General features: G+C 50.0%; 14 protein-coding genes. 7 read left to right on the top strand and 7 right to left on the bottom strand.

The window, feature by feature from the left end; all coding sequences use genetic code 11:
• The first annotated feature begins 100 nt into the window (after positions 1–100).
• Positions 101–1,540 carry a di-heme oxidoredictase family protein gene (locus tag ACJJIL_RS08485; protein WP_445361677.1) on the top strand — a complete coding sequence of 480 codons (1,440 nt, stop codon included), beginning with the start codon at positions 101–103 and terminating at the stop codon, positions 1,538–1,540.
• A 69-nt stretch (positions 1,541–1,609) separates the two neighbouring features.
• On the opposite strand, the gene rraA is transcribed toward ACJJIL_RS08485, so the two are convergent.
• The 3 genes from rraA to ppsA all read right to left on the bottom strand — a co-directional run bounded on the left by rraA (position 1,610) and on the right by ppsA (position 5,588).
• Positions 1,610–2,089: a ribonuclease E activity regulator RraA gene (rraA, locus tag ACJJIL_RS08480; protein ID WP_413662263.1), complete on the bottom strand. Its 480-nt coding sequence runs from the start codon at positions 2,087–2,089 to the stop codon at positions 1,610–1,612.
• 135 nt (positions 2,090–2,224) lie between these two features.
• Positions 2,225–2,734, bottom strand: a complete 510-nt coding sequence (locus ACJJIL_RS08475; protein WP_445361676.1) for a L,D-transpeptidase family protein — start codon at positions 2,732–2,734, stop codon at positions 2,225–2,227.
• Positions 2,735–3,224: 490 nt separating this feature from the next.
• Entirely contained in the window at positions 3,225–5,588 is a 2,364-nt protein-coding gene (gene ppsA, locus ACJJIL_RS08470) for a phosphoenolpyruvate synthase (protein WP_282932498.1), read from the bottom strand.
• 189 nt (positions 5,589–5,777) lie between these two features.
• On the opposite strand from ppsA, the gene ppsR reads away from it, so the two are divergent.
• The 3 genes from ppsR (at position 5,778) to ACJJIL_RS08455 (ending at position 8,479) form a co-directional block, all read left to right on the top strand.
• Positions 5,778–6,605, top strand: coding sequence for a phosphoenolpyruvate synthetase regulatory kinase/phosphorylase PpsR (gene ppsR, locus ACJJIL_RS08465; protein WP_445356242.1), 828 nt, complete (start codon positions 5,778–5,780; stop codon positions 6,603–6,605).
• Between the two features lie 73 nt (positions 6,606–6,678).
• Positions 6,679–8,010, top strand: a complete 1,332-nt coding sequence (gene pabB / locus ACJJIL_RS08460) for an aminodeoxychorismate synthase component I (protein WP_413662267.1) — start codon at positions 6,679–6,681, stop codon at positions 8,008–8,010.
• 175 nt (positions 8,011–8,185) lie between these two features.
• The gene (locus tag ACJJIL_RS08455) at positions 8,186–8,479 is read left to right on the top strand and encodes a hypothetical protein (RefSeq protein ID WP_413662268.1); all 294 of its coding nucleotides are present in this window, start codon (positions 8,186–8,188) and stop codon (positions 8,477–8,479) included.
• A gap of 45 nt (positions 8,480–8,524) precedes the next feature.
• Here the strand turns inward: ACJJIL_RS08455 and cysB are convergent, their stop codons facing one another.
• A complete protein-coding gene (cysB, locus tag ACJJIL_RS08450; protein ID WP_282932493.1) occupies positions 8,525–9,496 on the bottom strand; it encodes an HTH-type transcriptional regulator CysB in 972 nt (323 codons plus the stop codon).
• A 313-nt stretch (positions 9,497–9,809) separates the two neighbouring features.
• On the bottom strand, positions 9,810–10,712 hold the full coding sequence (locus tag ACJJIL_RS08445; protein ID WP_444933419.1) for a 5'-nucleotidase: 903 nt from the start codon (positions 10,710–10,712) through the stop codon (positions 9,810–9,812).
• 857 nt (positions 10,713–11,569) lie between these two features.
• Between ACJJIL_RS08445 and ACJJIL_RS08440 the strand changes: the two genes are divergently transcribed.
• Complete coding sequence (locus ACJJIL_RS08440) at positions 11,570–13,375, top strand: M4 family metallopeptidase (RefSeq protein ID WP_444957910.1); 1,806 nt, start codon at positions 11,570–11,572, stop codon at positions 13,373–13,375.
• A 60-nt stretch (positions 13,376–13,435) separates the two neighbouring features.
• Here ACJJIL_RS08440 and ACJJIL_RS08435 read toward each other — a convergent pair whose 3' ends face one another.
• Positions 13,436–14,725, bottom strand: a complete 1,290-nt coding sequence (locus ACJJIL_RS08435) for an NAD(P)/FAD-dependent oxidoreductase (protein ID WP_444928224.1) — start codon at positions 14,723–14,725, stop codon at positions 13,436–13,438.
• A 168-nt stretch (positions 14,726–14,893) separates the two neighbouring features.
• Between ACJJIL_RS08435 and ACJJIL_RS08430 the strand changes: the two genes are divergently transcribed.
• Positions 14,894–16,228, top strand: coding sequence for a glutamine synthetase family protein (locus ACJJIL_RS08430; protein ID WP_282932490.1), 1,335 nt, complete (start codon positions 14,894–14,896; stop codon positions 16,226–16,228).
• Between the two features lie 421 nt (positions 16,229–16,649).
• Positions 16,650–18,812, top strand: coding sequence for a M4 family metallopeptidase (locus tag ACJJIL_RS08425; protein WP_444896982.1), 2,163 nt, complete (start codon positions 16,650–16,652; stop codon positions 18,810–18,812).
• 129 nt (positions 18,813–18,941) lie between these two features.
• Here the strand turns inward: ACJJIL_RS08425 and ACJJIL_RS08420 are convergent, their stop codons facing one another.
• Complete coding sequence (locus tag ACJJIL_RS08420) at positions 18,942–20,600, bottom strand: alanine/glycine:cation symporter family protein (RefSeq protein WP_413662275.1); 1,659 nt, start codon at positions 20,598–20,600, stop codon at positions 18,942–18,944.
• Positions 20,601–20,682: the final 82 nt, after the last annotated feature.

Here is a 20,682-nt window from a genome sequence, read left to right as displayed (position 1 = left end):
TGGGACCCCCTCACCCCCTTTCAATTAAACAACCATTTTTTCCAGGGACTTAGCCTTATAACTTTTTGAAAGGGAAAGAAAAATAAACAAGGATTTTGACATGAAGCGATTAACGGCAATATCTCTCACCAGCATCAGCCTGATGCTCCCTTCATTAATTTACGCCGATCTTATCGGCGAAGCACCGCGCTTAGACCCTGCAGATAGGATTAGCCAGGATGAAATTTCCCAAGGACAACTCCACCTCGACGAAATACGTGAAGCGGGGCTGATTATTTTCAGCACGCCTTTCAATCGTTACGACGGTTTTGGTGATGGCCCCCACGATTTTTCTGAACCGGACAACCACTCCCCCACCGGAGGTAACAGGCCCACCCTGCAAGGTAATGGCACATTCTTACGGGTCAATGGCCTCGATGCGCAAAATTGCCTGGAGTGCCACACCGTTATCAGCAATAGAACAACGCCACCCAAATTAGGCATTGGCGGAGGTGGAGGATTCGGAACCAGCGTATTATTCCGTCCCGCCAATATCGATGTTATCGATGAAAACTTTGACGGTATCGCAGAGTTTGATGGGCGGCTGATTAATCCGGTATTTTTATTTGGCGCCGGGGGGATTGAATTGGTTGGTCGTGAGATGACCCATGAATTACAAAATCTTAAACAACACGCCCTCAACAACCCCGGCACCATCGTTGAACTGGAAACAAAATCAGTCAGTTTTGGGAGCATCATTGCCGACGAGTACGGCAATTTGGATACAACCAATGTCGAAGGCGTCGAGCACGATTTGGTTGTCAGGCCATTTGGTCGAAAAGGTGACAACGCCTCAGTCAGGGAGTTCGATGTCTCCGCCTTGGCATTTCACATGGGGATGCAGGCCTCGGAAGCCTTTGGCGGAGCAACAGCAGATGCTGATAATGACGGAGTCGTCAATGAAATCACCGTTGGGGACTTATCCGCACTGAGTATCTTTATTACCACCCTGGAACCACCATTCGATGTCGATGACAGAGAACACCGTGACGGCCGGAGGCTTTTCTCCGATATTGGCTGCGCCGACTGCCACCGCCCAACGATGGTCACCCAGAGAAGGACCCTCCCTTATAAACTTACCGGCTCTCCAGAAACTCCCTTTGAAGACATTTTTTACGAAGTGGACCTCACCAAGCAACCGACAAATTTTCGCCAAACCCGCAATGGCGGAATAGAGGTCGCAATGTTCTCTGATCTCAAGCGCCACGATATGGGCGAGGGGCTGGCTGAGAACGCCTTCTTCCAAACGGACCAGCAAAACCGTGAGTTTATTACCGCACGCCTTTGGGGAGTGGCCGATACCGCGCCCTATTTACACGACGGCAGAGCCACTACGTTGGCAGAAGCCATTTTTCTCCACGACAACCCCGGAAGCGAGGCCAGTAACGCAGCACAGAATTTCAAGTATTTAAGTGAAAATGATCAGAATAAGATCTTGGCATTTTTGATGTCCCTGAGAATGCCGGAGAACCCCGCTGATGATCTAATTGATCCCCGCTGAGTTGATTCTCAACAACTGGCAGCGCTTTTGGGCTGCCAGTTTCCAGACCTAATGGACTTACTGGCGTTTTTAGGTCAGTGCCTTACCCGCCACAATTACACCGTTGTTATCCGCGTAGAGGTACTCCCCCGGGCGGAAATCCACACCGGCAAAGCTAACCGCCAGGCCTCTTTCACCAATTCCCTTTTTTTCTGTTTTCATTGGATGGCTACCAAGTGCCTGCACCCCCAGATCCAGTTCCGCGATTTCATCTACATCGCGAATGCAGCCATACATCAGGATACCTTCCCAACCGTTGGCAACCGCCTTTTCTGCCAGCATATCGCCAAGACAAGCCCGCCGCATAGATCCACCGGCATCCACTACCAAAACCTTGCCCTGCCCCGGTTCAGCCACCAGTTCTCGCACCAGGGAGTTATCTTCAAAACATTTGATAGTGACAATCTGCCCACCAAAACGATCTCGGCCACCGTAATTGATAAACATAGGATCAACTACTCGCACCTCATCAGGGTAGGCATCACATAAATCGGGGGTTGACTTGAGCATCAATATTCTCGCAGCAATCTATGGAAGAGAAGGATAATAGCGGGAAAAAAGTAGAAGAGCTAAGAGGCAAATAAATACCGGGTATCACCACGATGGATAATACCCGGCCAAGCCTTCGCTGCCACGAAATTGAAACTAGTGTGTTACACGAACCGGCGTGCCTACACGCACATGCTGATAGAACTTTCTCGCCATATGTGGGGGCATACGCACACAGCCATGAGAAGCGGGGTAGCCGGGCACGTGGCCAGAGGCATGCAGACCGATACCGCCATTAAAACGAATGTAGTTATTCATTTTTGCTCCACGATACACAGTACCCGCAGGGCGACGATGCTTTCGAGTATTTACATTCGATCTCACGACTCTGCCAGTGCGTCTATCAACAAAACTGCCATAAATAGACGAGCGGTGATAAGGGTGTTTGGACAACACACGAAAATGTCCGGGGCGTGTGCTGTAACCGCGCTTCCCCGAAGAAATACGGGAGACACCAACTAATTTCCCACCTTTATACAGATATGCGCGCTGCTCACTTAAATCAATTCTAATTGATGGACTACCACCCCTGGCTGCGGCGCGATCATCAAACCAATTAGATGCGCGTGGCTTTGCATCTGCCGGTGGCGATGCCATTAAAGCCATAAGGCACATCATCAAAAAGACATGAAGTATGGGGATTTGAAACTGTCTACTCGTTTGCATAGCTCACCTCACCGAGTCTGGGTACCCTGCCCTGAATCCAACAGATAAACAGTCTGTCGGTAATTTTCAGGTGCGCGCCAGTGGGGCCAGGGCCCACGGCGAACATTTTTACGGAGCACATTGCGCAATCTGTTTTTCGATTTACACGCAACCTTAGGACTCTTCCGATTCTATTGAGGCGAGCGGAAAGATTTAGAATGAATTCTTCTGTGTGGATCAGCTGATAGAGGTTTGTATTTTTTGGGTAATGTGTCGTTTAAATTTTTCAAACACAATTAGCAGAACAAAATCAGGTGTTTCCGGATTTAACTGCAACAACGGACTCATTTTCCACCAAGGCAAACACCGCTTCAGCAGAAAAATTACAGTTAAATATAGCGGGGGAATAATTGGGAAAGCGGCCCACAGTTGGGCCGCTTTAGGAGGAAAATTAACCTTCCTCGTTGGCCAGGAATAGCCAGGTATCTACTGCGGTATCCGGGTTCAGGGACACACTGTCGATCCCCTCATCCATCAACCAGCGGGCGAAGTCTTTATGGTCAGAAGGACCCTGACCACAAATACCTACATATTTACCCGCTTTCTTACAGGCTTGGATCGCCCTGGAAAGCAGTGCCTTGACCGCTGGGTTGCGCTCATCAAACAAATCGGCAACCAGGCCAGAGTCGCGGTCCAGACCAAGCGTTAGCTGGGTCAGGTCATTGGAACCGATGGAGAAACCATCAAAGTGCTGCAGGAAGTCTTCCGCCAGCAAAGCGTTGGACGGCAGTTCGCACATCATAATGACCTTGAGGCCACCTTCTCCACGGCGCAGGCCGTTTTCAGCCAGCAGACCGACTACTTCCTCAGCTTCTTCCGGGGTGCGGACGAAGGGCACCATGATTTCCACATTGGTCAGTCCCATTTCATCGCGGACTTTCTTCAGTGCACGGCACTCCAGGGCAAAGCACTGGCGGAAATCTTCGGAGCGATAGCGAGCTGCACCACGGAAGCCAAGCATTGGGTTTTCTTCGCTTGGCTCGTACAACTGGCCACCCACAAGGTGCGCATACTCATTAGATTTAAAGTCGGACAAGCGTACGATGACGCGATTCGGTGCGAAGGCCGCAGCCAAGGTAGCGATACCTTCCACCAGTTTTTCGACAATAAAGTCTTCTGGAGAATCGTATCCACCAATACGCTCGCGAATATTCTGCTGCAGATCTTCCGGCAGGTTATCCAGTTCAAGCAGTGCTTTCGGGTGAATACCGATCATGCGGTTGAGGATAAACTCGAGGCGCGCAAGGCCAACGCCCTGGTTCGGCAGATGGCTGAAAGCGAATGCTCGATCCGGGTTGCCCACGTTCAACATAATTTTGAACGGCAGCTCCGGCATTTCTGCAACTTCAGTTTCCTCGCGCTGGAATTCCAGTTCACCAGCCATTACAAAACCGGTATCGCCTTCCGCACAGGAAACTGTCACCGGTGTGCCGGTTTCCAGCAGCTCGGTTGCATTACCACAACCTACAACTGCGGGGATGCCCAGCTCACGAGCGATAATTGCTGCGTGACAAGTACGGCCGCCGCGATTGGTAACAATAGCACTCGCTTTCTTCAGGACCGGCTCCCAATCCGGGTCGGTCATGTCGGTAACCAGGACTTCACCATCCTGCATCAGCGCCATATCTTCTACGGATTCAAGCTTGCGAACGGGGCCCGCGCCAATGCGCTGGCCGATTGCGCGACCTTCACACAATACGTCACTGCGCTCCTGCAAGCTGTAGCGCTCGATGCTGGTTCCCTGATCGCGGGAGCGTACAGTTTCCGGACGCGCCTGTACGATAAACAACTTACCGCTGTCGCCGTCTTTAGCCCACTCGATATCCATCGGGCGTCCGTAGTGCTCTTCAATCTTGCGGGCCTGGATTGCCAGGTCTGTCAGCTCCGCATCGTTGAGGGCAAAGCGCTGGCGGTCTTCGTCTGCCACCGGGATAGTTTTTACGGAACGACCACATTCACCGCTCTCGTCGTAAACCATCTTGATCGCTTTACTGCCGCGATTGCGGCGCAGAATCGCAGGACGGCCCGCATCCAGGGCTGGCTTGTAGAGGTAAAATTCGTCCGGGTTAACCGCACCTTGAACAACTGTTTCGCCCAAACCAAAGGCTGCGGTGATAAAGATCACATCGCGGAAGCCACTCTCTGTGTCCAGGGTAAACATCACACCCGCTGCACCAGTCTCACTGCGCACCATGTGCTGGATACCGGCAGACAGGGCAACGCCCACATCCGCATAACCGGTATGCACGCGGTAGGCGATAGCACGGTCGTTGTAGAGGGAAGCAAAAACTTCTTTTACTGCCTTCAATACAGCGTCGATACCGCGGATATTCAGGAAGGTCTCCTGCTGACCGGCGAAGGACGCATCCGGCAAGTCTTCGGCAGTTGCAGAGGAGCGAACTGCAACAGCAGTTTCCGCACCACCCAGGGCCTCATAGCCCTCGCGAATCTCTTTTTCCAGCTGCTCGGGGAACGGAGTCTGTAAAATCCAGTTGCGGATTTCATCTCCCGCCTGGGCCAGCTCGGTGACATTACCAACATCCAATCCTTGCAAACGCTCGGCTATACGCTGCTCCAGCTGTTCGTGAGCCAGGAAAGCCCTAAAGGCTTCTGCGGTGGTAGCGAAGCCACCGGGTACGCTCACGCCGGCACCGGCGAGAGAGGAGATCATCTCGCCCAGTGATGCGTTCTTGCCGCCGACTTTGTCGACATCGGCCATGCCCAGTTTTGCGAAGTCGATCGTGAAGTTCGTCAAGTGAAGGCCCTCTAAAATTCAGGTTGAGTGGCGGCAGATTATAAGGATGAGTTTTGTAAAAAATAGCCCGTAAAAATTGGCCAAAATGTTGTAAATTTTCTACAAAATTTGCAAAACGCCAGAATAAAAGACCTTTGCCCCATTCCTCCCCTACAATAGCCCCCTCACGCCGACAAACTGAGAACAAACATGGCAAAAGACAAGCGCACGGCTTTTTTTATCTCCGACGGAACCGGTCTCACCGTCGAAGCGATTGGCCACAGCCTACTCGCACAGTTCCGCGATCAACAAGTTGAGCAGGTCACGCTTCCCTATATCGACTCCACCGAAAAAGTTAAACAGGCCCTGCAACGCATAGAAAAAGCAGCCGATGAATCCGGTTTACAGCCGATCATTATTACCAGCATTGTTTCTGACGAGATCCGGGAACAGCTGCACCAAAGCTCTGCGTTGATGCTCGATATCTTCGAGAACTACCTCACGCCACTGGCCAATCTGTTTAACCGGGATCCAGCGCAGATGGTCAACGTCTCTCACGGCATTGACGACAACCGCCGCTACACCGACCGGATTGAAGCAGTGCACTTCGCTATGGACAATGACGATGGCCGCAGAGTCAGCGAATTCCAGCAAGCCGATGTGATCCTGTTGGGCGTTTCACGCTCTGGCAAAACGCCTACCTGCTTGTACCTGGCACTCCAGTTTGGCCTGCGCGCGGCAAACTACCCCATCACCGAAGAGGATATGGACTCCACCACCCTGCCCAAGATCCTGCGCCCGTTTCGCAACAAGCTGTTTGGCCTGACAATCGAGCCCGAACGCCTGATGCAAATTAGACAGGAAAGACGCGCCAACAGCCGCTACGCTTCTAAGGAACAATGTGAATTCGAGGTGCGCCAAGTTGAGCAAATGCTGAGGCGGGCCCAGGTGCCTTTCCTCAATGCAACCCAACTTTCGGTGGAGGAACTCGCCACCCGCCTGATGTCTCAGGCCGGTATTGAGCGCAGGATTGACTAAAGAGCCACACACCCTTTAATTGCCGCCGCAAAATGTGTAGTGTGCGCCGTCTTCCGGACTGCTGTAGCTTGATATGCAAATTGTCTCTCTGCCCTACTCATTAAACACGCCCGCCGCATTTGCGGCGATAGCGGATTTACCTATCCCCGTTTGGCTCGACAGCGGTCGACCTCTCGCGGAGGGTGGGCGCTATGACATCATTAGTGCCGACCCGATAAATACCCTCGAGTTAAGTGCCGACACGCCCGAGCCATTTGCCCGGCTGGATGACCTCGTGTGCGAACTCTGCCCTCAGGACAGGGACTCACAACTGCCTTTTTGCGGCGGGGTTATTGGTTACGCTGGTTATGAACTCGGTGTAGAGGGCAATTATCTGCCGGCAGATATGCGCCCTACGGACTTGCCCGCAGGCTTTTTTGGGCTCTACACATGGGCCTTTATTGCCGACCACCAACTGGGCAGCAATCACCTGGTTTTCCACCCCGCCTGCCCACCCCAGCAAGTTCGCGAATTGATACAGCGATTTAAAGCTATCAACTGGGAGACCACGCTTACACCCGGGGACTTCCGGCTGCTTTCACCATTTGAGCACGAACTGAGTGCAGATGATTATCGGGCACAAATTGAGCAGATATTGGAATATATCGCCGCCGGCGATATCTATCAGGCAAACTTTACCCAGCGTTTCAGGGCCCCCTACAGCGGCGATCTGTTAACAGCTTACCTGGCATTGCGCTCTCAAGCTGCCGGTCCCTTTTCTGCTTATATGGCCCTGCCCCATGGCAGTCTGCTCAGTATGTCGCCGGAGCGATTTATCCGAGCTGATGGCGCCAGTTTGCGCACGGAACCGATTAAAGGCACTGCTGCAAGACACGCTGACAAGATGGCAGATCAGCGCGCCGCCTTCTCGTTGCAGAGAAGCCCCAAGGACCGGGCGGAAAACCTGATGATCGTCGATTTACTGCGCAATGATTTGAGTAAGCTGTGTCGCAGTGGCACTGTACGTGTTCCCGAGCTATTCCAATTGGCAAGCTTTGCCAATGTCCACCACTTGGTCAGCGTAGTAACTGGCGAGCTACCCGAAGAGTCGGTCTACAGCGAATTACTCGAAGCTTGTTTCCCTGGAGGGTCTATCACAGGTGCTCCAAAGCGACGCTCTATGGAAGTAATTCGGGAGCTGGAATCCAGTCCTCGGGGGATTTATTGCGGCAGTATTGGCTACATCAGCAGCTGCGGCCGCGCTGACACCAATATCGCCATCCGGACCTTCAGTGCCAACGATGGACACCTAACCTGCGCGGCAGGTGGTGGGATCGTTGCAGATTCCGATCCCACTTCAGAGCACCAGGAGTGCTTGGCCAAGGTGCGCTTACTACTGGAAACAACTGAACAATTTTTGCAGTAGGCATCAAATCGCCGAAAAACGACCAAAAAATAGCCTATTTTGGCGCCTTTTGTAGCATCACTACAAATTTCAGTTATAAAGGTATCGGCGATTGATATTTCAAAGTTATTAGGGGTTCTGATAGATTCAGTCCATCTTGCCTTTAATGGCATTGCACTGGATCAAGGAAATTATCGTGAAGATCACACTGGTCAAGAAAATTCTCGCCGACGGCTCGCCCTGCGCCAAGTGTCGCGACGTTGAAGAAAAGCTGGAAGAAAATGGCCAAATGCAATTTATCGACCAGACACTTATCGCCGACGTGCGTGACCCGCAAAGCCCGGGCTTACAGCTGGCTCAGCAGTACAAGGTAGAGCGAGCGCCCTTCTTTATAGTAGAGCGCGAAGGTAAGGAAGCAGAGATTTTCACTGTTTACTTCAAGTTCGCCAAAGAAGTGCTGCGCCCCCTGATCGAGATGGAGGCTTCATAGCCTCCATCCCTTAGCTTTATTCGGCACTTCCATTCAGCAGCAGCTCTAGTAAACCGGCAACTCCATATCGGCGAACAGCGCATCGACCTCAGAACGGGATGTCGCCTGTGCCGCCTGGTCAATCAGCTCACGGCTGAGATGGGGGGCAAATTGCTGGATAAACTCATACATAAAGCCCCGCAGGAAAATCCCCTTACGGAAGCCAATTTTCGTAACACTCGATTCAAATAGATCACTGGCATCGAGAGCCACAAGGTCCTCATCTTCGCCATCAACGGCCATATCAGCCACAATGCCAATTCCCAATCCCAGACGCACATAAGTTTTGATTACATCAGCATCGGCGGCGGTAAAGACTACCTTAGGTGACAACCCTTTCTCCAAGAAAGCTTCATCTAACTTGGAGCGGCCGGTAAACCCAAATACATAAGTAACTATCGGGTACTTCGCCACGTCCTCAAGGGATAGCTTGCTCACTTGGCAAAGCGGGTGATCTTTCGGTACCAGAATGCAGCGGTTCCAGCGGTAGACAGGCATCATCACCAAGTCGCTGAAAAGCTCCAGAGCTTCGGTAGCGATGGCAAAGTCTGCGGTGCCATCTGCCGCCATCTCAGAAATTTGCATAGGGGTTCCCTGGTGCATATGCAGGGAAACCTCCGGATAACGGCCTATAAACAGCTTAATAATCGGGGGCAAGGCATAGCGCGCCTGAGTGTGAGTGGTAGCTACAGCGAGACTACCTTTTTTATCATTGCTGAACTCTTGCGCAACCTGTTTAATATTCTCCACTTTGCGCATAATTTCGCCGGCAGTCTTTAAGATTGCCTCCCCTGCCGGGGTCACCCTCGTGAGATGCTTGCCGCTGCGCGCGAAGATTTCTACGCCAAGCTCATCCTCCAAAAGTCGGATTTGCTTACTGATTCCCGGCTGGGAGGTATAGAGGCTCTGCGCTGTAGCAGAAACATTGAGGTCGTGATGTGCCACTTCCCAGATATATCTCAACTGCTGCAGCTTCATAGATCCTCCCTTTCATTAAGTTCGCTCATGGCCGAGAGCGAGTAATACCATTTTTTGATCGATAGTTATAAAAACTATCTTGAGTTATACGAGAAAAGAATAGCAGTGAATCAAAGCCAGGGCCAATGGACGGTTGAATATCCGTGGTAGAGACGAAAGTGTCAATCAACTTTGGGGGATCCCGGACTTTCTGTCGGCTTTATTTTCTAATAATTAGAGCTAAGCCTCTCGGATGAGGGCCGGGAAAAGTTCAAACATTATCGGCATAGAGAGCACTGAGTGATAACGTACACCTTTATCACTTTTGAACTTTTTATACCTCTGCATTTGCGATTCCATGAGGAACATGGCCCGTAGCCACATGCTCACCTGCAGAAACACAGTGACTAGGCTGATCATCAAAGAAGACATCGGCGCCAAAAGCCCGCAGGAACTCACCTTTAGGAAGCCCGCCGAGAAAAACTGACTCATCCACTCTAATATCCCAGGCGCGCAATGTCCTGATGACCCGCTCATGGGCCGGTGCGGAACGTGCCGTTACCAAAGCCGTTCGTATCGGGCAGGTATCCATCTCAAATTCAGCCTGCAACCTCTGCAAAGCCTCAAGGAATCCCTTAAAGGGCCCTCCCCCCAGTGGCTTCTGTGCTGAGGCACGCTCCGCCTCAGTAAAAGCAGCCAGGCCTTCCGTTTTGTAGACTCGCTCAGCCTCATCAGAGAAGATTACCGCATCGCCGTCAAAGGCAAATCGCAACACATCATCACGATATTCGCGGTTTCCTCCGGCAACCAAGGTTGCCGCAGCAACCCCCTGCTCCAACGCCTGGCGGACATCTACACCATCAGCAGACAAAAACAGGTTGCATCCAAATGGACCAATATAGCGGTAAGGGCTCCCACCATTGCAGAAGGCTGCACGAGTAATATTGAGCTCATAGTGCTCAATAGAGTTAAACACCCTTAATCCGGTATCGGCACTATTCCTGGATAGCAGGATCACCTCCACCCGCGGCTCCCCGCCAAGAAGCTCATTGATCTTTAGAAACTTCTCAACCAGAGGGAATGCATCTCCTTTTTCCAGAACATCGTTCTCACGCTCAACTTGATAATGAGAAAAGGCGTGCAATCCCTGCTCCTCAAAAACCTTGTGGCTATCGCTAAGGTTAAACAGAGCTCGAGAGGAAATAGCGATTACTAACTTATCTGGACGCACAGCCATTAGGGAGCCTCTACATCGTTAATCCACCGACACCGCAGCTTCACTGAGGGCAGTGAGAGTCTGCGACAAATCTCAAACTTATATTCCACAAATTGAGCGATATGTACAGATAAGAATGCCAGCCCTTACTGATGTTGCTTCCGTAGCGCCGCACAAGTGCCCAGGGAGTCAAAGTTGTTTGACTGCGGGATTAAGACGATGGAGCAAAACGTTTCAAAATTGAAACCGCTCCAAACTACCGCGTGCATTTTTCTTCAGTAATGTATTGATAGAGTTAATATCCACCCCATCAAATTCAGAAAGGATTAATACTTTAATCCTTTAGTTTGACAACCCCTTAAAGAACCCAGATTAATACACTCCTTCAAACTTAACAAACATATAGCACCCTCTTCATGCAAATTGAATTAAATTGAAGAATTTCGCACCAGAAATAAACAAAAACAACAAAACAATAGAAAGCTAAACCGTTTAAATATAACTCAAAAAAGTTTGCCACTCAGAAAAAAGCTATAAAATAACCAATTAAAACCCCTCAAATAACCAAAGTTGCAAATATCTGAATTCGTGACATACACATCAAAAAAACAATTTGACCTTTCAAGTTTACATCCACCACAAAAAAATTATTGTCAGGAATAACAACAAGGGATATCGTTATTTCGCCTGACAACGGCAAACAACCCCCAAGAAAATTTTGCACATAAACTCCATACAGCTCTCAGCTCATAGCGCGAGATATTCTTGGGGTGTGATTCAATTGGCCGCTTAACCAGACAGCATTAACCACTGAGCGTTTATTTTATGCTCCCGGTTAACTATGGCCATTAAATTATAATCATAAAGAGAATTACTTAATGAAATATTTGTTAGGAGCCGCTAGCACACTCGCACTCGCTATTAGCGCCCAAGCGGCGGAGCGTATTAATGTCACACCAGAGTTACTTTCCAATCAGTCCCTAGCCTCAATCGCTGGCTCAGATATGAAGTTGGAAAAGGTTCGCGAGCGCACGCTTGCCAACGGGAGAACGGTTGCCCGATATCGGCAAACTCATAAAGGCATACCCGTTTGGGGGAGAACCATAACCAGTTCCAGGCAAGGCTTAACTGAAAAAGTGAGAGGCCACGTACTCTCAGGCCTAGAGCTGGAGGTACCTACCGCCCGCGCAACGATTGATGCCGATAATGCTATTGATCGAGCCATGAACCATCAGCTGAATCTGCGCACTCAGGATGGTGACAGTAAAAAAGCTCTCTCAATGTCGTCCATGCGCTTCAACGCACAAAACCAGAAAAAAGAGCTCTATGTCTATGTCGATGAAAACGACCAGGCGCGATTAGCTTATTTGGTTAACTGGGTCGAATACGGAGATGAGCCGAGCAGACCGTTCTATTTTGTAGACGCACTTACTGGTGAAGTTATCAAACAATGGGACGGCCTTGCCTTCCAGGATGCCACAGGCCCCGGTGGCAATGAAAAAACCGGGCGTTATGAATATGGAACAGACTTCCCTGCCCTCGAAGTTGACAATAACTGCTCCATGAACACTGCTAACGTAGAAACCGTGGATTTAAATCACGGTACAAGCGGAGGTAGCGTTTTCTCCTTCACCTGTCCGGAAAATGATTACAAAGAAATCAATGGCGCTTATTCTCCATTGAATGATGCCCACTTCTTCGGCAACGTCGTCTTCAATATGTACAGTGACTGGTATGGAACATCGCCCCTCACACAAAAATTAAGAATGCGAGTTCACTACAGCAACAACTACGAGAACGCCTTCTGGGATGGCAGCCAAATGACATTTGGTGATGGCTTCACAACCTTCCACCCACTTGTCAGCTTGGATGTATCCTCTCATGAGGTGAGCCATGGCTTTACTGAGCAAAACTCCAACCTGACCTACGCCAACCAATCCGGCGGCATAAACGAAGCCTTCTCTGACATGGCCGGTGAAGCTGCCGAGTTCTACATGAAGGGCACTAACGACTGGATGGTGGGGGCCGATATATACAAGGCTGATGGCGCTCTTCGCTATATGGATGACCCCACCAAAGATGGCAGATCCATTGGCCATGCTTCCGACTACTATAGCGGCATGGACGTGCACTACAGCTCCGGCGTATTCAACCGGGCTTTCTACCTGATCGCCAACTCAAGCGGCTGGAACACCCAAACTGCTTTCGATATCTTTGTGCTTGCTAACCAAACTTATTGGAATCAAAGCACTGATTACATTGAAGGTGCTTGCGGAGCCCTGTCAGCTACTGAAGATCTCGGATACGATACTGCAACAGTAATCGCAGCGTTCGACACCGTAGGGGTATCTACCAGTAACTGTGGCGATGATGGCGGTTCAAACTCAGAAGGCTGGGAAGAAACCAACTTATCAGGCCGCCGCAACAGCTGGCAGCACTTCACCCTGGATGTACCATCAGGCTCATCATCTTTGACTGTCGAAATGCTCGGTGGCAATGGCGATGCCGATTTGTACGTTCGTTATGGTGCCACCCCAACCACCGACAACTGGGATTGTCGCCCTTACGTAAACGGCAATAATGAATTCTGTAGCTTTAGCAATCCAGCTGCAGGTACCTGGCACATCAGTGTACAGGGCTATATTTCGTACAGAGGCGTAACTCTTTCCGCCCAGAGCCAATAATATTTAAGGCCGGTGCCGACACATTAGTGTGTCGGCATTCTCTATCACATCATTCAAAGACTAGCTCCCAAACCTATCTAACAAACTGTGGTAAAGCATCCCCAACACCAACCCCGGCCACCTCAATAAAGTGCCACCTGGAAACTCTACTTTAGGAAGAGAAGAAAACTCGTTATAACCCTCACTCTCCCCATAAATTGCATCAGCCAGAAGCTTGCCGGCAAAAGTTGCCGTAGGCACTCCATGTCCAGAGTACCCCTGACTGTAATATAGGCCCGACTGCAACTGTCCTATACAGGGCATCCGATTCATAGTAATGGCCAGCGTACCCCCCCAGCCGAAATCAACAGCAGTATTTCCCAGCTGCGGGTAAACCCTCAACATATACTTGCGGACGAAACTGCGAATATCTTTAGGGAAATGCCTGGTGTAATTTTCCCCTCCCCCAAAAATTAAGCGGTTATCGCCAGATAATTTCCAATAATTTATAACAAATAGAGTATCTTGCAGTGCGAAGTCATTGGCTATGATTTCCCTAGCGAGCCCCTCCGGTAAGGGCTCTGTTGCCAGCACAAAATTATTTATTGGCATTATGCGCCCCGCTAAGCGGGGCTCAAGATCTTTCAAGTAACCATTGCAAGCTAAAATCAACTTTTCGGCCTTCACCTTTCCTCGTGCAGTTTTCACCGTAAAGGGAGAAGAGCTCGAATACCCTTGCACACCACTACACTCAAAAAACCTGGCACCGGCAGAAACTGCTGCGCGGGCAAGACCTAATGCAAAATTGAGAGGATGAAGATGTAGCGAACCAAAATCCAGCTGTGCGCCGAGATATCGTTTGCTACTTACAAGCTGTCGAACTTCTTCTTTATCTATATACTCAACTTGCCTGTAATCATATTTCTCTCTGAGCTCTTCAGTTTCATCCTGCAGATATTTATCGTGACTGGATTTCGCTGCAAGATGCATGATCCCGCGTTTTAAATCACATTGAATCTGGTGCCTGACTATAAGACTTTCCACCAGTTGAACAGCGTTGATACTCAAATCCCAGAGCTGCTTAGCGGTGTCGAACCCGAACATGGCTTCCAGATCACCCTGACTTCGCCTTTGTCCAACACCGACATGTCCTCCATTCCTTCCTGATGCGCCCCAACCAATCCTATTAGCCTCCAGAAGCACCACACGGTAGCCGCGCTCTGCCAAGTGCAAAGCACTGGAGAGTCCCGTATAACCACCACCAATGATGCAGACATCTGCCTCCACGTTACCTTCCAGGCATGGATACTCCTGAAGGTCGTTAGCTGTAGCGGCATAATAGGATTCCGTGTGCTCATCCAACCTATTCATCACCTTCATATTTCTACCAGATACCCTCAATGCCATTTAAATAAACGGCCCTGTTCTAATCGGCAGTATATAGTTCCTTTACACAGGAGGAATTATTTTCAGCGCAACGCTTTCCGGCACTGATCATAGAATTTCACTCAGGAAGAAAAAGTAAGCAATGGCTATCCAATGGATAAAATTACAAACTGGCTGGCAAATCACAATATTGCAGAAGTTGAATGCCTTGTTCCCGACATGTCAGGTAACGCCAGAGGAAAGTTCACCCCCACCGATAAGTTCTTAACTCAAGACAGCCGTTTACCGGAAAGCATTTTGGTGCAAACTGTCACGGGGGATTATGTCGACGAACACAATGAGCTTGTTGATCCAGCAGACACCGACATGCTCCTAATCCCTGACCCCAACTCAGTGCGCCTAAACCCTTGGGCCAATGATCCGACAGCACAAATCATTCATGACTGCCATTCTCGAGATGGGGACCCTCACCCTATCAGCACCCGTAATATTTTAAAATTTGTCCTCGAAAAATATGCAGACAGAGGATGGAAGCCTATTGTCGCCCCTGAGGTAGAGTTTTATCTTGTAAAAAGAAACCTGGATCCGGATGAAAAGCTATCCGCGCCTGTGGGAAGATCGGGACGCACAGAAAAAACCCGACAATCCTATAGCATTGATGCAGCCAATGAATACGAGCCCATCATTGAAGACATGTATGATTTTTGTGAAGCTCAGGGGCTTGATGTCGACACACTGATCCACGAATCAGGCACTGCCCAGATGGAAATTAACTTTCTACATGGAGATCCACTTCATTTAGCTGACCAGGTCTTTACCTTTAAACGCACAGTGCGCGAAACGGCTCTGCGCCACGGCATTTATGCAACCTTCATGGCAAAACCGATGGAAGACGAACCTGGAAGCGCACTGCACTTACACCAGAGTGTGGCGGATAGAAAAACCGGTGAAAATATTTTTGTCGATAATACAGGAAAAGAGAGCAATAATTTCTTGCATTTTATTGGCGGCATGCAGAAATACACTCCCGGTTTTATTAGTTTTTTTGCTCCAAATGTAAACTCCTATCGCCGCTTTACACCTGAAATGGCCGCACCCACCAGTCTCCACTGGGGTTACGACAACCGAACAACAGGCCTTCGGGTTCCCGACAGCTCGCCACAAAGTAAACGTCTTGAAAATCGTTTTCCCGGAGCCGACTGCAATCCCTACCTTGCCATAGCAGCTTCTCTTGCCTGCGGGTATTTAGGAATGACCAATAAAGTCGCACCGAGCGCACCTTATCAGGGCGACTGCTCCAAAGAGTCAATTACACTTCCCCGCACCCAGGAACATGCCCTGACACTCCTATCAGATTGTGATGAAGCAACAGAAATGTTTGGCAGTAAATTCGTAAAAGCCTGGAGCGCAATCAAGAGAAATGAATATGAAGAGTTTAATCGTGTGATCAGTTCGTGGGAGAGGGAATTTCTATTATTAAATGTATAAATAACCGTTCCACTAAAAGCTAACAGAAATAATAAACTGTTATCGCCAAATTTATTTTTTCGGAAAAAACAACTCATCTTTTCCACCTCACAGGCAGAACATCACTTCCTAATTTGTGACGATCCGAGCAAAAATATCGAAAACAATTCAAATATATTAGTTTGCCATCACCTTTTTGTTGCCTAGATGCGTATGCAGGGTAATCTCAAGTTGCCCAATTAATTAGGGCAACCGGTTTGAGAAAGCGAACGCCACTGCCGCTACCGCGGTCCCTTCCTGGCGACGGTTATCTTCTGCTGTCTTACCACATAAAAATCCAGCCTGTATTGGCCAACCAGATTTAATACGGTCCCCACAAGGGAAATACGGCTGTATACCGGCGGATTCATATATAAAAAAGCTATAAAAGGGAAAGCTAGCAATGAAGCATTTTGTAGGACTAAGCTGCACTTTAGCCTTGGCTATTAGTGCACATGCTGTTGAGCGCGTCCCCGCCACGGCGGACATGCTCTCACCACAAACTTTAGCTGCCACCGGCGGATCGGATATGGCGCTCGAAAAAGTTCGTGAGCGCACTCTCGTTAACGGCAAAACCGTAGCCCGCTACCAACAGACTCACAAAGGCATTCCTGTCTACGGCCAAACAGTAACCAGCTCCGGGCAGGGTCTGATTACTGAGGTTCGCGGCAATGTCATCACTGGGCTGGAACTGGAAGTACCCAATATCAAAGCATTTATCAATGAAGATAATGCTATTGAGCGGGCAATGGACCACCAGATCAACTGGCGCACGCAGCAGGGCGTTATCCAGGGAGCCTTGTCAGTTCAGGCTTTGAAGCTGGAAGCACATAACCCCAAAAAGAAACTCTACGTCTATATCGATGAGCAAGACAATGCCCGCTTGGCTTACCTGGTCAACTGGGTTGAGTACGGCGATGAACCCACACGCCCCTTCTACTTTATCGATGCAATGACTGGCGAAGTTCTCAAGCATTGGGACGGCTTGAACTTTGCACAAAATGCGACAGGCCCAGGGGGCAATTCAAAGACCGGGCGCTACGAGTACGGTACTGACTACCCCCACATGATTGTTGACGACAGCTGTGCCATGGATACGGACAATGTAGAAACCGTTGATATGAACCACAGCACGAATGGCGGTAGCATCCACTCGTTCACTTGCCCGGACAATGACTATAAGTCAATCAACGGCGCTTACTCACCACTCAATGACGCACACTTCTTTGGCGGTGTGGTCTTTGATCTCTATAGCGACTGGTACAACACATCACCTCTCACACAAAAACTGAGAATGCGGGTGCACTACAGCAACAACTACGAGAATGCCTTCTGGGATGGCAGCCAGATGACATTTGGTGATGGCCAGAGCTACTTCTATCCACTGGTTAGCCTCGATGTTTCCGCTCACGAAGTCAGCCACGGCTTTACCGAGCAAAATTCGGACTTGAATTACTACAATCAGTCCGGCGGTATCAATGAAGCCTTCTCTGATATTGCCGGTGAAGCTGCCGAGTACTATATGCGCGGCAGCAATGACTGGTTGGTAGGGGCCGAAATCTTTAAGTCCAGCGGAGCACTCCGCTACTTTGAAGATCCAACTGACGATGGCAGCTCCATCGGTCATGCCGATGATTACTACAACGGCATGGACGTGCACTACAGCTCCGGCGTCTTTAACCGGGCCTTCTACCTACTGGCGAATACCAGTGGCTGGAATACCCGCACAGCATTCGACCCCTTCGTTCTTGCCAACCAGATGTATTGGAGTGCCAATACTGATTTTGAAGATGGTGCCTGTGGTGTTTTCTCTGCAGCATCAGATTTAGGCTACGACACTGATGATGTTGTTGCCGCATTCTCCACGGTAGGCGTTTCCACCAGCAGCTGCGGTGGCGGCGGTGGTGGTGGCGGTGGTGGTAATGAAGGCGGAGAACTCGAAAACGGGGTTACCGAGACCGACATCGAGGGCAGCAGTGGTGATGAAGTTCACTTCACCCTGGATGTACCCGCAGATGCCACAGGCCTGTCTTTTGCAATGTCAGGCGGAAGCGGTGATGCCGACCTCTATGTTCGCTTCGGCAATGCTCCAACCACCAGCACTTATGATTGCCGTCCGTACACTTCAGGCAACAATGAAACTTGTGATATCGCTGACGCTGACCTACAGGGCGGAACCTATTACGTCATGGTGCGCGGCTACTCCTCCTTCTCCGATGTCACCCTGGTAGGCAGTTACACCGGTGGTGGTGGTGGCGGTGGTGGTAGCGACAGCTGGGAAGAAACCAACCTTTCTGGTTCCCGCAACAGCTGGCAGCACTTCACCATTGAGGTTGACGCTGGAGCTTCTACCCTGAGCGCCGTAATGGAAGGTGGCAGCGGAGATGCAGATCTCTATGTTCGCCACAGCCAAGAGCCTACCCGTACAGCGTACGACTGCCGTCCCTACCAGTGGGGCAATGACGAAAGCTGCACCATCAGTAATCCGGATGCTGGAACCTGGTATATCAGTATCCGCGCTTACTCTGCCTACTCTGGCGTTACCCTGAGTGCAAGCACTGAGTAATTGAGCTGATTTCCACCCAGCAGGTCTCTGCTGGGTGGTGGGCAAGCTCTAGACCGATCAAAGGATCGGCGGTGCACAAACAAAAAAGGCGGCCATATTGGCCGCCTTTTTTAATCAAACCCAGACAAATTATTTATGGCTTGGGTCTTTCCAGTAGTCCTTCACGGTATCTTTCATCTCCTTGGCCAACACAGTAATACCAAACAGGTTGGGCAAGGTCATTATCACAATGGCCACCGCAGAGAGGTTCCAAATAACTGTGGTGTCCTCAATCGCAGCCCAGAAGAATGCAATAACGTAAACTATTCGGTAAGGCATTACTGCCTTGGGGCCGAAAAGGTAAATCATTGAGCGGTCGCCGTAGTATGACCAGGCAATTGCTGTAGAGAAAGCAAACAGCAGAATTCCCAGAGTAACAATCAGACCACCGTATTCACCAAAGTAACCGCGCTGGAAGGCAAGATTGGTCAGGGCCACAGAGTGCACCAGGGACTTACCCCAAATATCCACATCTTCATTGGCAAACTTACCATCTTTCACATCCAGAACACCGCTGAAGCTGTCATCCCCCACACGGAAGTCCAGGTCTTCAGCAATAGAACGGGCATGGATGAGGGTAAAGTCTTGGCTGTTCAGCGGGTGGCCGTCAGTCACAACAATGGAGCCGTTATAGGCTTTAACATCACTCTCCTGACCGCTCAAATACTTGAACAGCTGCTCAACATCCTGGGTATTCTTCTCATCGTAGCTACCCGCTACAACGTAGGTATCTGCACCTTCAAACAGGTTCTCGTGTTTCTCAGTCCAAACACCAGAAGAAAGAATCACAAGTCCGGTTAAGGTACAAATGATAATGGTGTCGATAAAGGGTTCCAGCAGGGAAACCATACCTTCAGAAACCGGTTCGTCCGCGCGAGCGGCGGCGTGAGCAATAGGTGCAGAGCCCTGACCCGCTTCGTTGGAGAAAAGGCCGCGGTTCACACCACGGTTAAAGGCATAGGCAAAGCTCGCACCCAGGAATCCACCTACGGCCGCACTGCCGGTGAAGGCATCGCGGAAAACAGCCCCAAAGGACGGCAGAATATTTTCGTAGTTGTAGATAATAACGCCCAAGGCACCTATTACATAGATAACTGCCATGGTGGGAACAATGGTGGAGGTCACTTTAGCGATTCGGGTAATACCGCCAATAATCACCATGCCCAGCAAAATCGCCAGGATGCCACCCGTCAGAGCCTTCTCGACACCGAAAGAATCGTGCATTGCCTGGGCAATATTGTTCACCTGGGGCAAGCTGCCGGTACCGAATGAACAGATAACGGTCGCGATTGCAAAGAGAACCGCAAGCCATTTCATATTCAAGCGACGCTCCATGTAAAACATGGGGCCACCCGCGTAGTAACCATCCGCTGCTTTAATACGGTATTTGTGTGACAGGGTCACTTCCACAAACTTTGTGGTCATACCCAGGAATGCGGTCATCCACATCCAAAACAGCGCAGCGGGACCACCGAGGAAAATAGCCAAGCCAACGCCACCGATATTACCGGTACCTACGGTACCCGACAGTGCTGTGGCCAATGCCTGGAAGTGGGAGGTATCACCCGGGTCTCCGGGCTTATCGTACTTACCGCGTACAATCTTGATCGCATGCCCAAAATAACGAAGCTGCGGAAAACCAAGATAAATGGTGAAAAAGAAACCGACTCCAAGTAACACCCAGGGGAACCAAGGTGCTGAGCCGAGCATGCCGTCTATTAACAACAGCAGATTGTTAAAGGAATCCAAACTAACCCCCCACTACTCTGACTTATTTCTGTTTGTTTTATATACAGATACAACTGTAATTTGTTGCGCAGGTTAGCAGCTT

This window comes from Microbulbifer maximicatervae (SeqCode), assembly GCF_052468095.1.
This window is presented reverse-complemented; position numbering and strand designations above follow the sequence as displayed.

Bases quoted from the DNA above. Each gene is read 5' to 3' on its own strand.
- ACJJIL_RS08485 (WP_445361677.1), top strand. From the start codon at position 101: ATGAAGCGATTAACGGCAATATCTCTCACCAGCATCAGCCTGATGCTC.
- rraA (WP_413662263.1), bottom strand. From the start codon at position 2,089: ATGCTCAAGTCAACCCCCGATTTATGTGATGCCTACCCTGATGAGGTG.
- ACJJIL_RS08475 (WP_445361676.1), bottom strand. From the start codon at position 2,734: ATGGCTTTAATGGCATCGCCACCGGCAGATGCAAAGCCACGCGCATCT.
- ppsR (WP_445356242.1), top strand. From the start codon at position 5,778: ATGGCAAAAGACAAGCGCACGGCTTTTTTTATCTCCGACGGAACCGGT.
- pabB (WP_413662267.1), top strand. From the start codon at position 6,679: ATGCAAATTGTCTCTCTGCCCTACTCATTAAACACGCCCGCCGCATTT.
- cysB (WP_282932493.1), bottom strand. From the start codon at position 9,496: ATGAAGCTGCAGCAGTTGAGATATATCTGGGAAGTGGCACATCACGAC.
- ACJJIL_RS08445 (WP_444933419.1), bottom strand. From the start codon at position 10,712: ATGGCTGTGCGTCCAGATAAGTTAGTAATCGCTATTTCCTCTCGAGCT.
- ACJJIL_RS08440 (WP_444957910.1), top strand. From the start codon at position 11,570: ATGAAATATTTGTTAGGAGCCGCTAGCACACTCGCACTCGCTATTAGC.
- ACJJIL_RS08435 (WP_444928224.1), bottom strand. From the start codon at position 14,725: ATGAATAGGTTGGATGAGCACACGGAATCCTATTATGCCGCTACAGCT.
- ACJJIL_RS08430 (WP_282932490.1), top strand. From the start codon at position 14,894: ATGGATAAAATTACAAACTGGCTGGCAAATCACAATATTGCAGAAGTT.
- ACJJIL_RS08425 (WP_444896982.1), top strand. From the start codon at position 16,650: ATGAAGCATTTTGTAGGACTAAGCTGCACTTTAGCCTTGGCTATTAGT.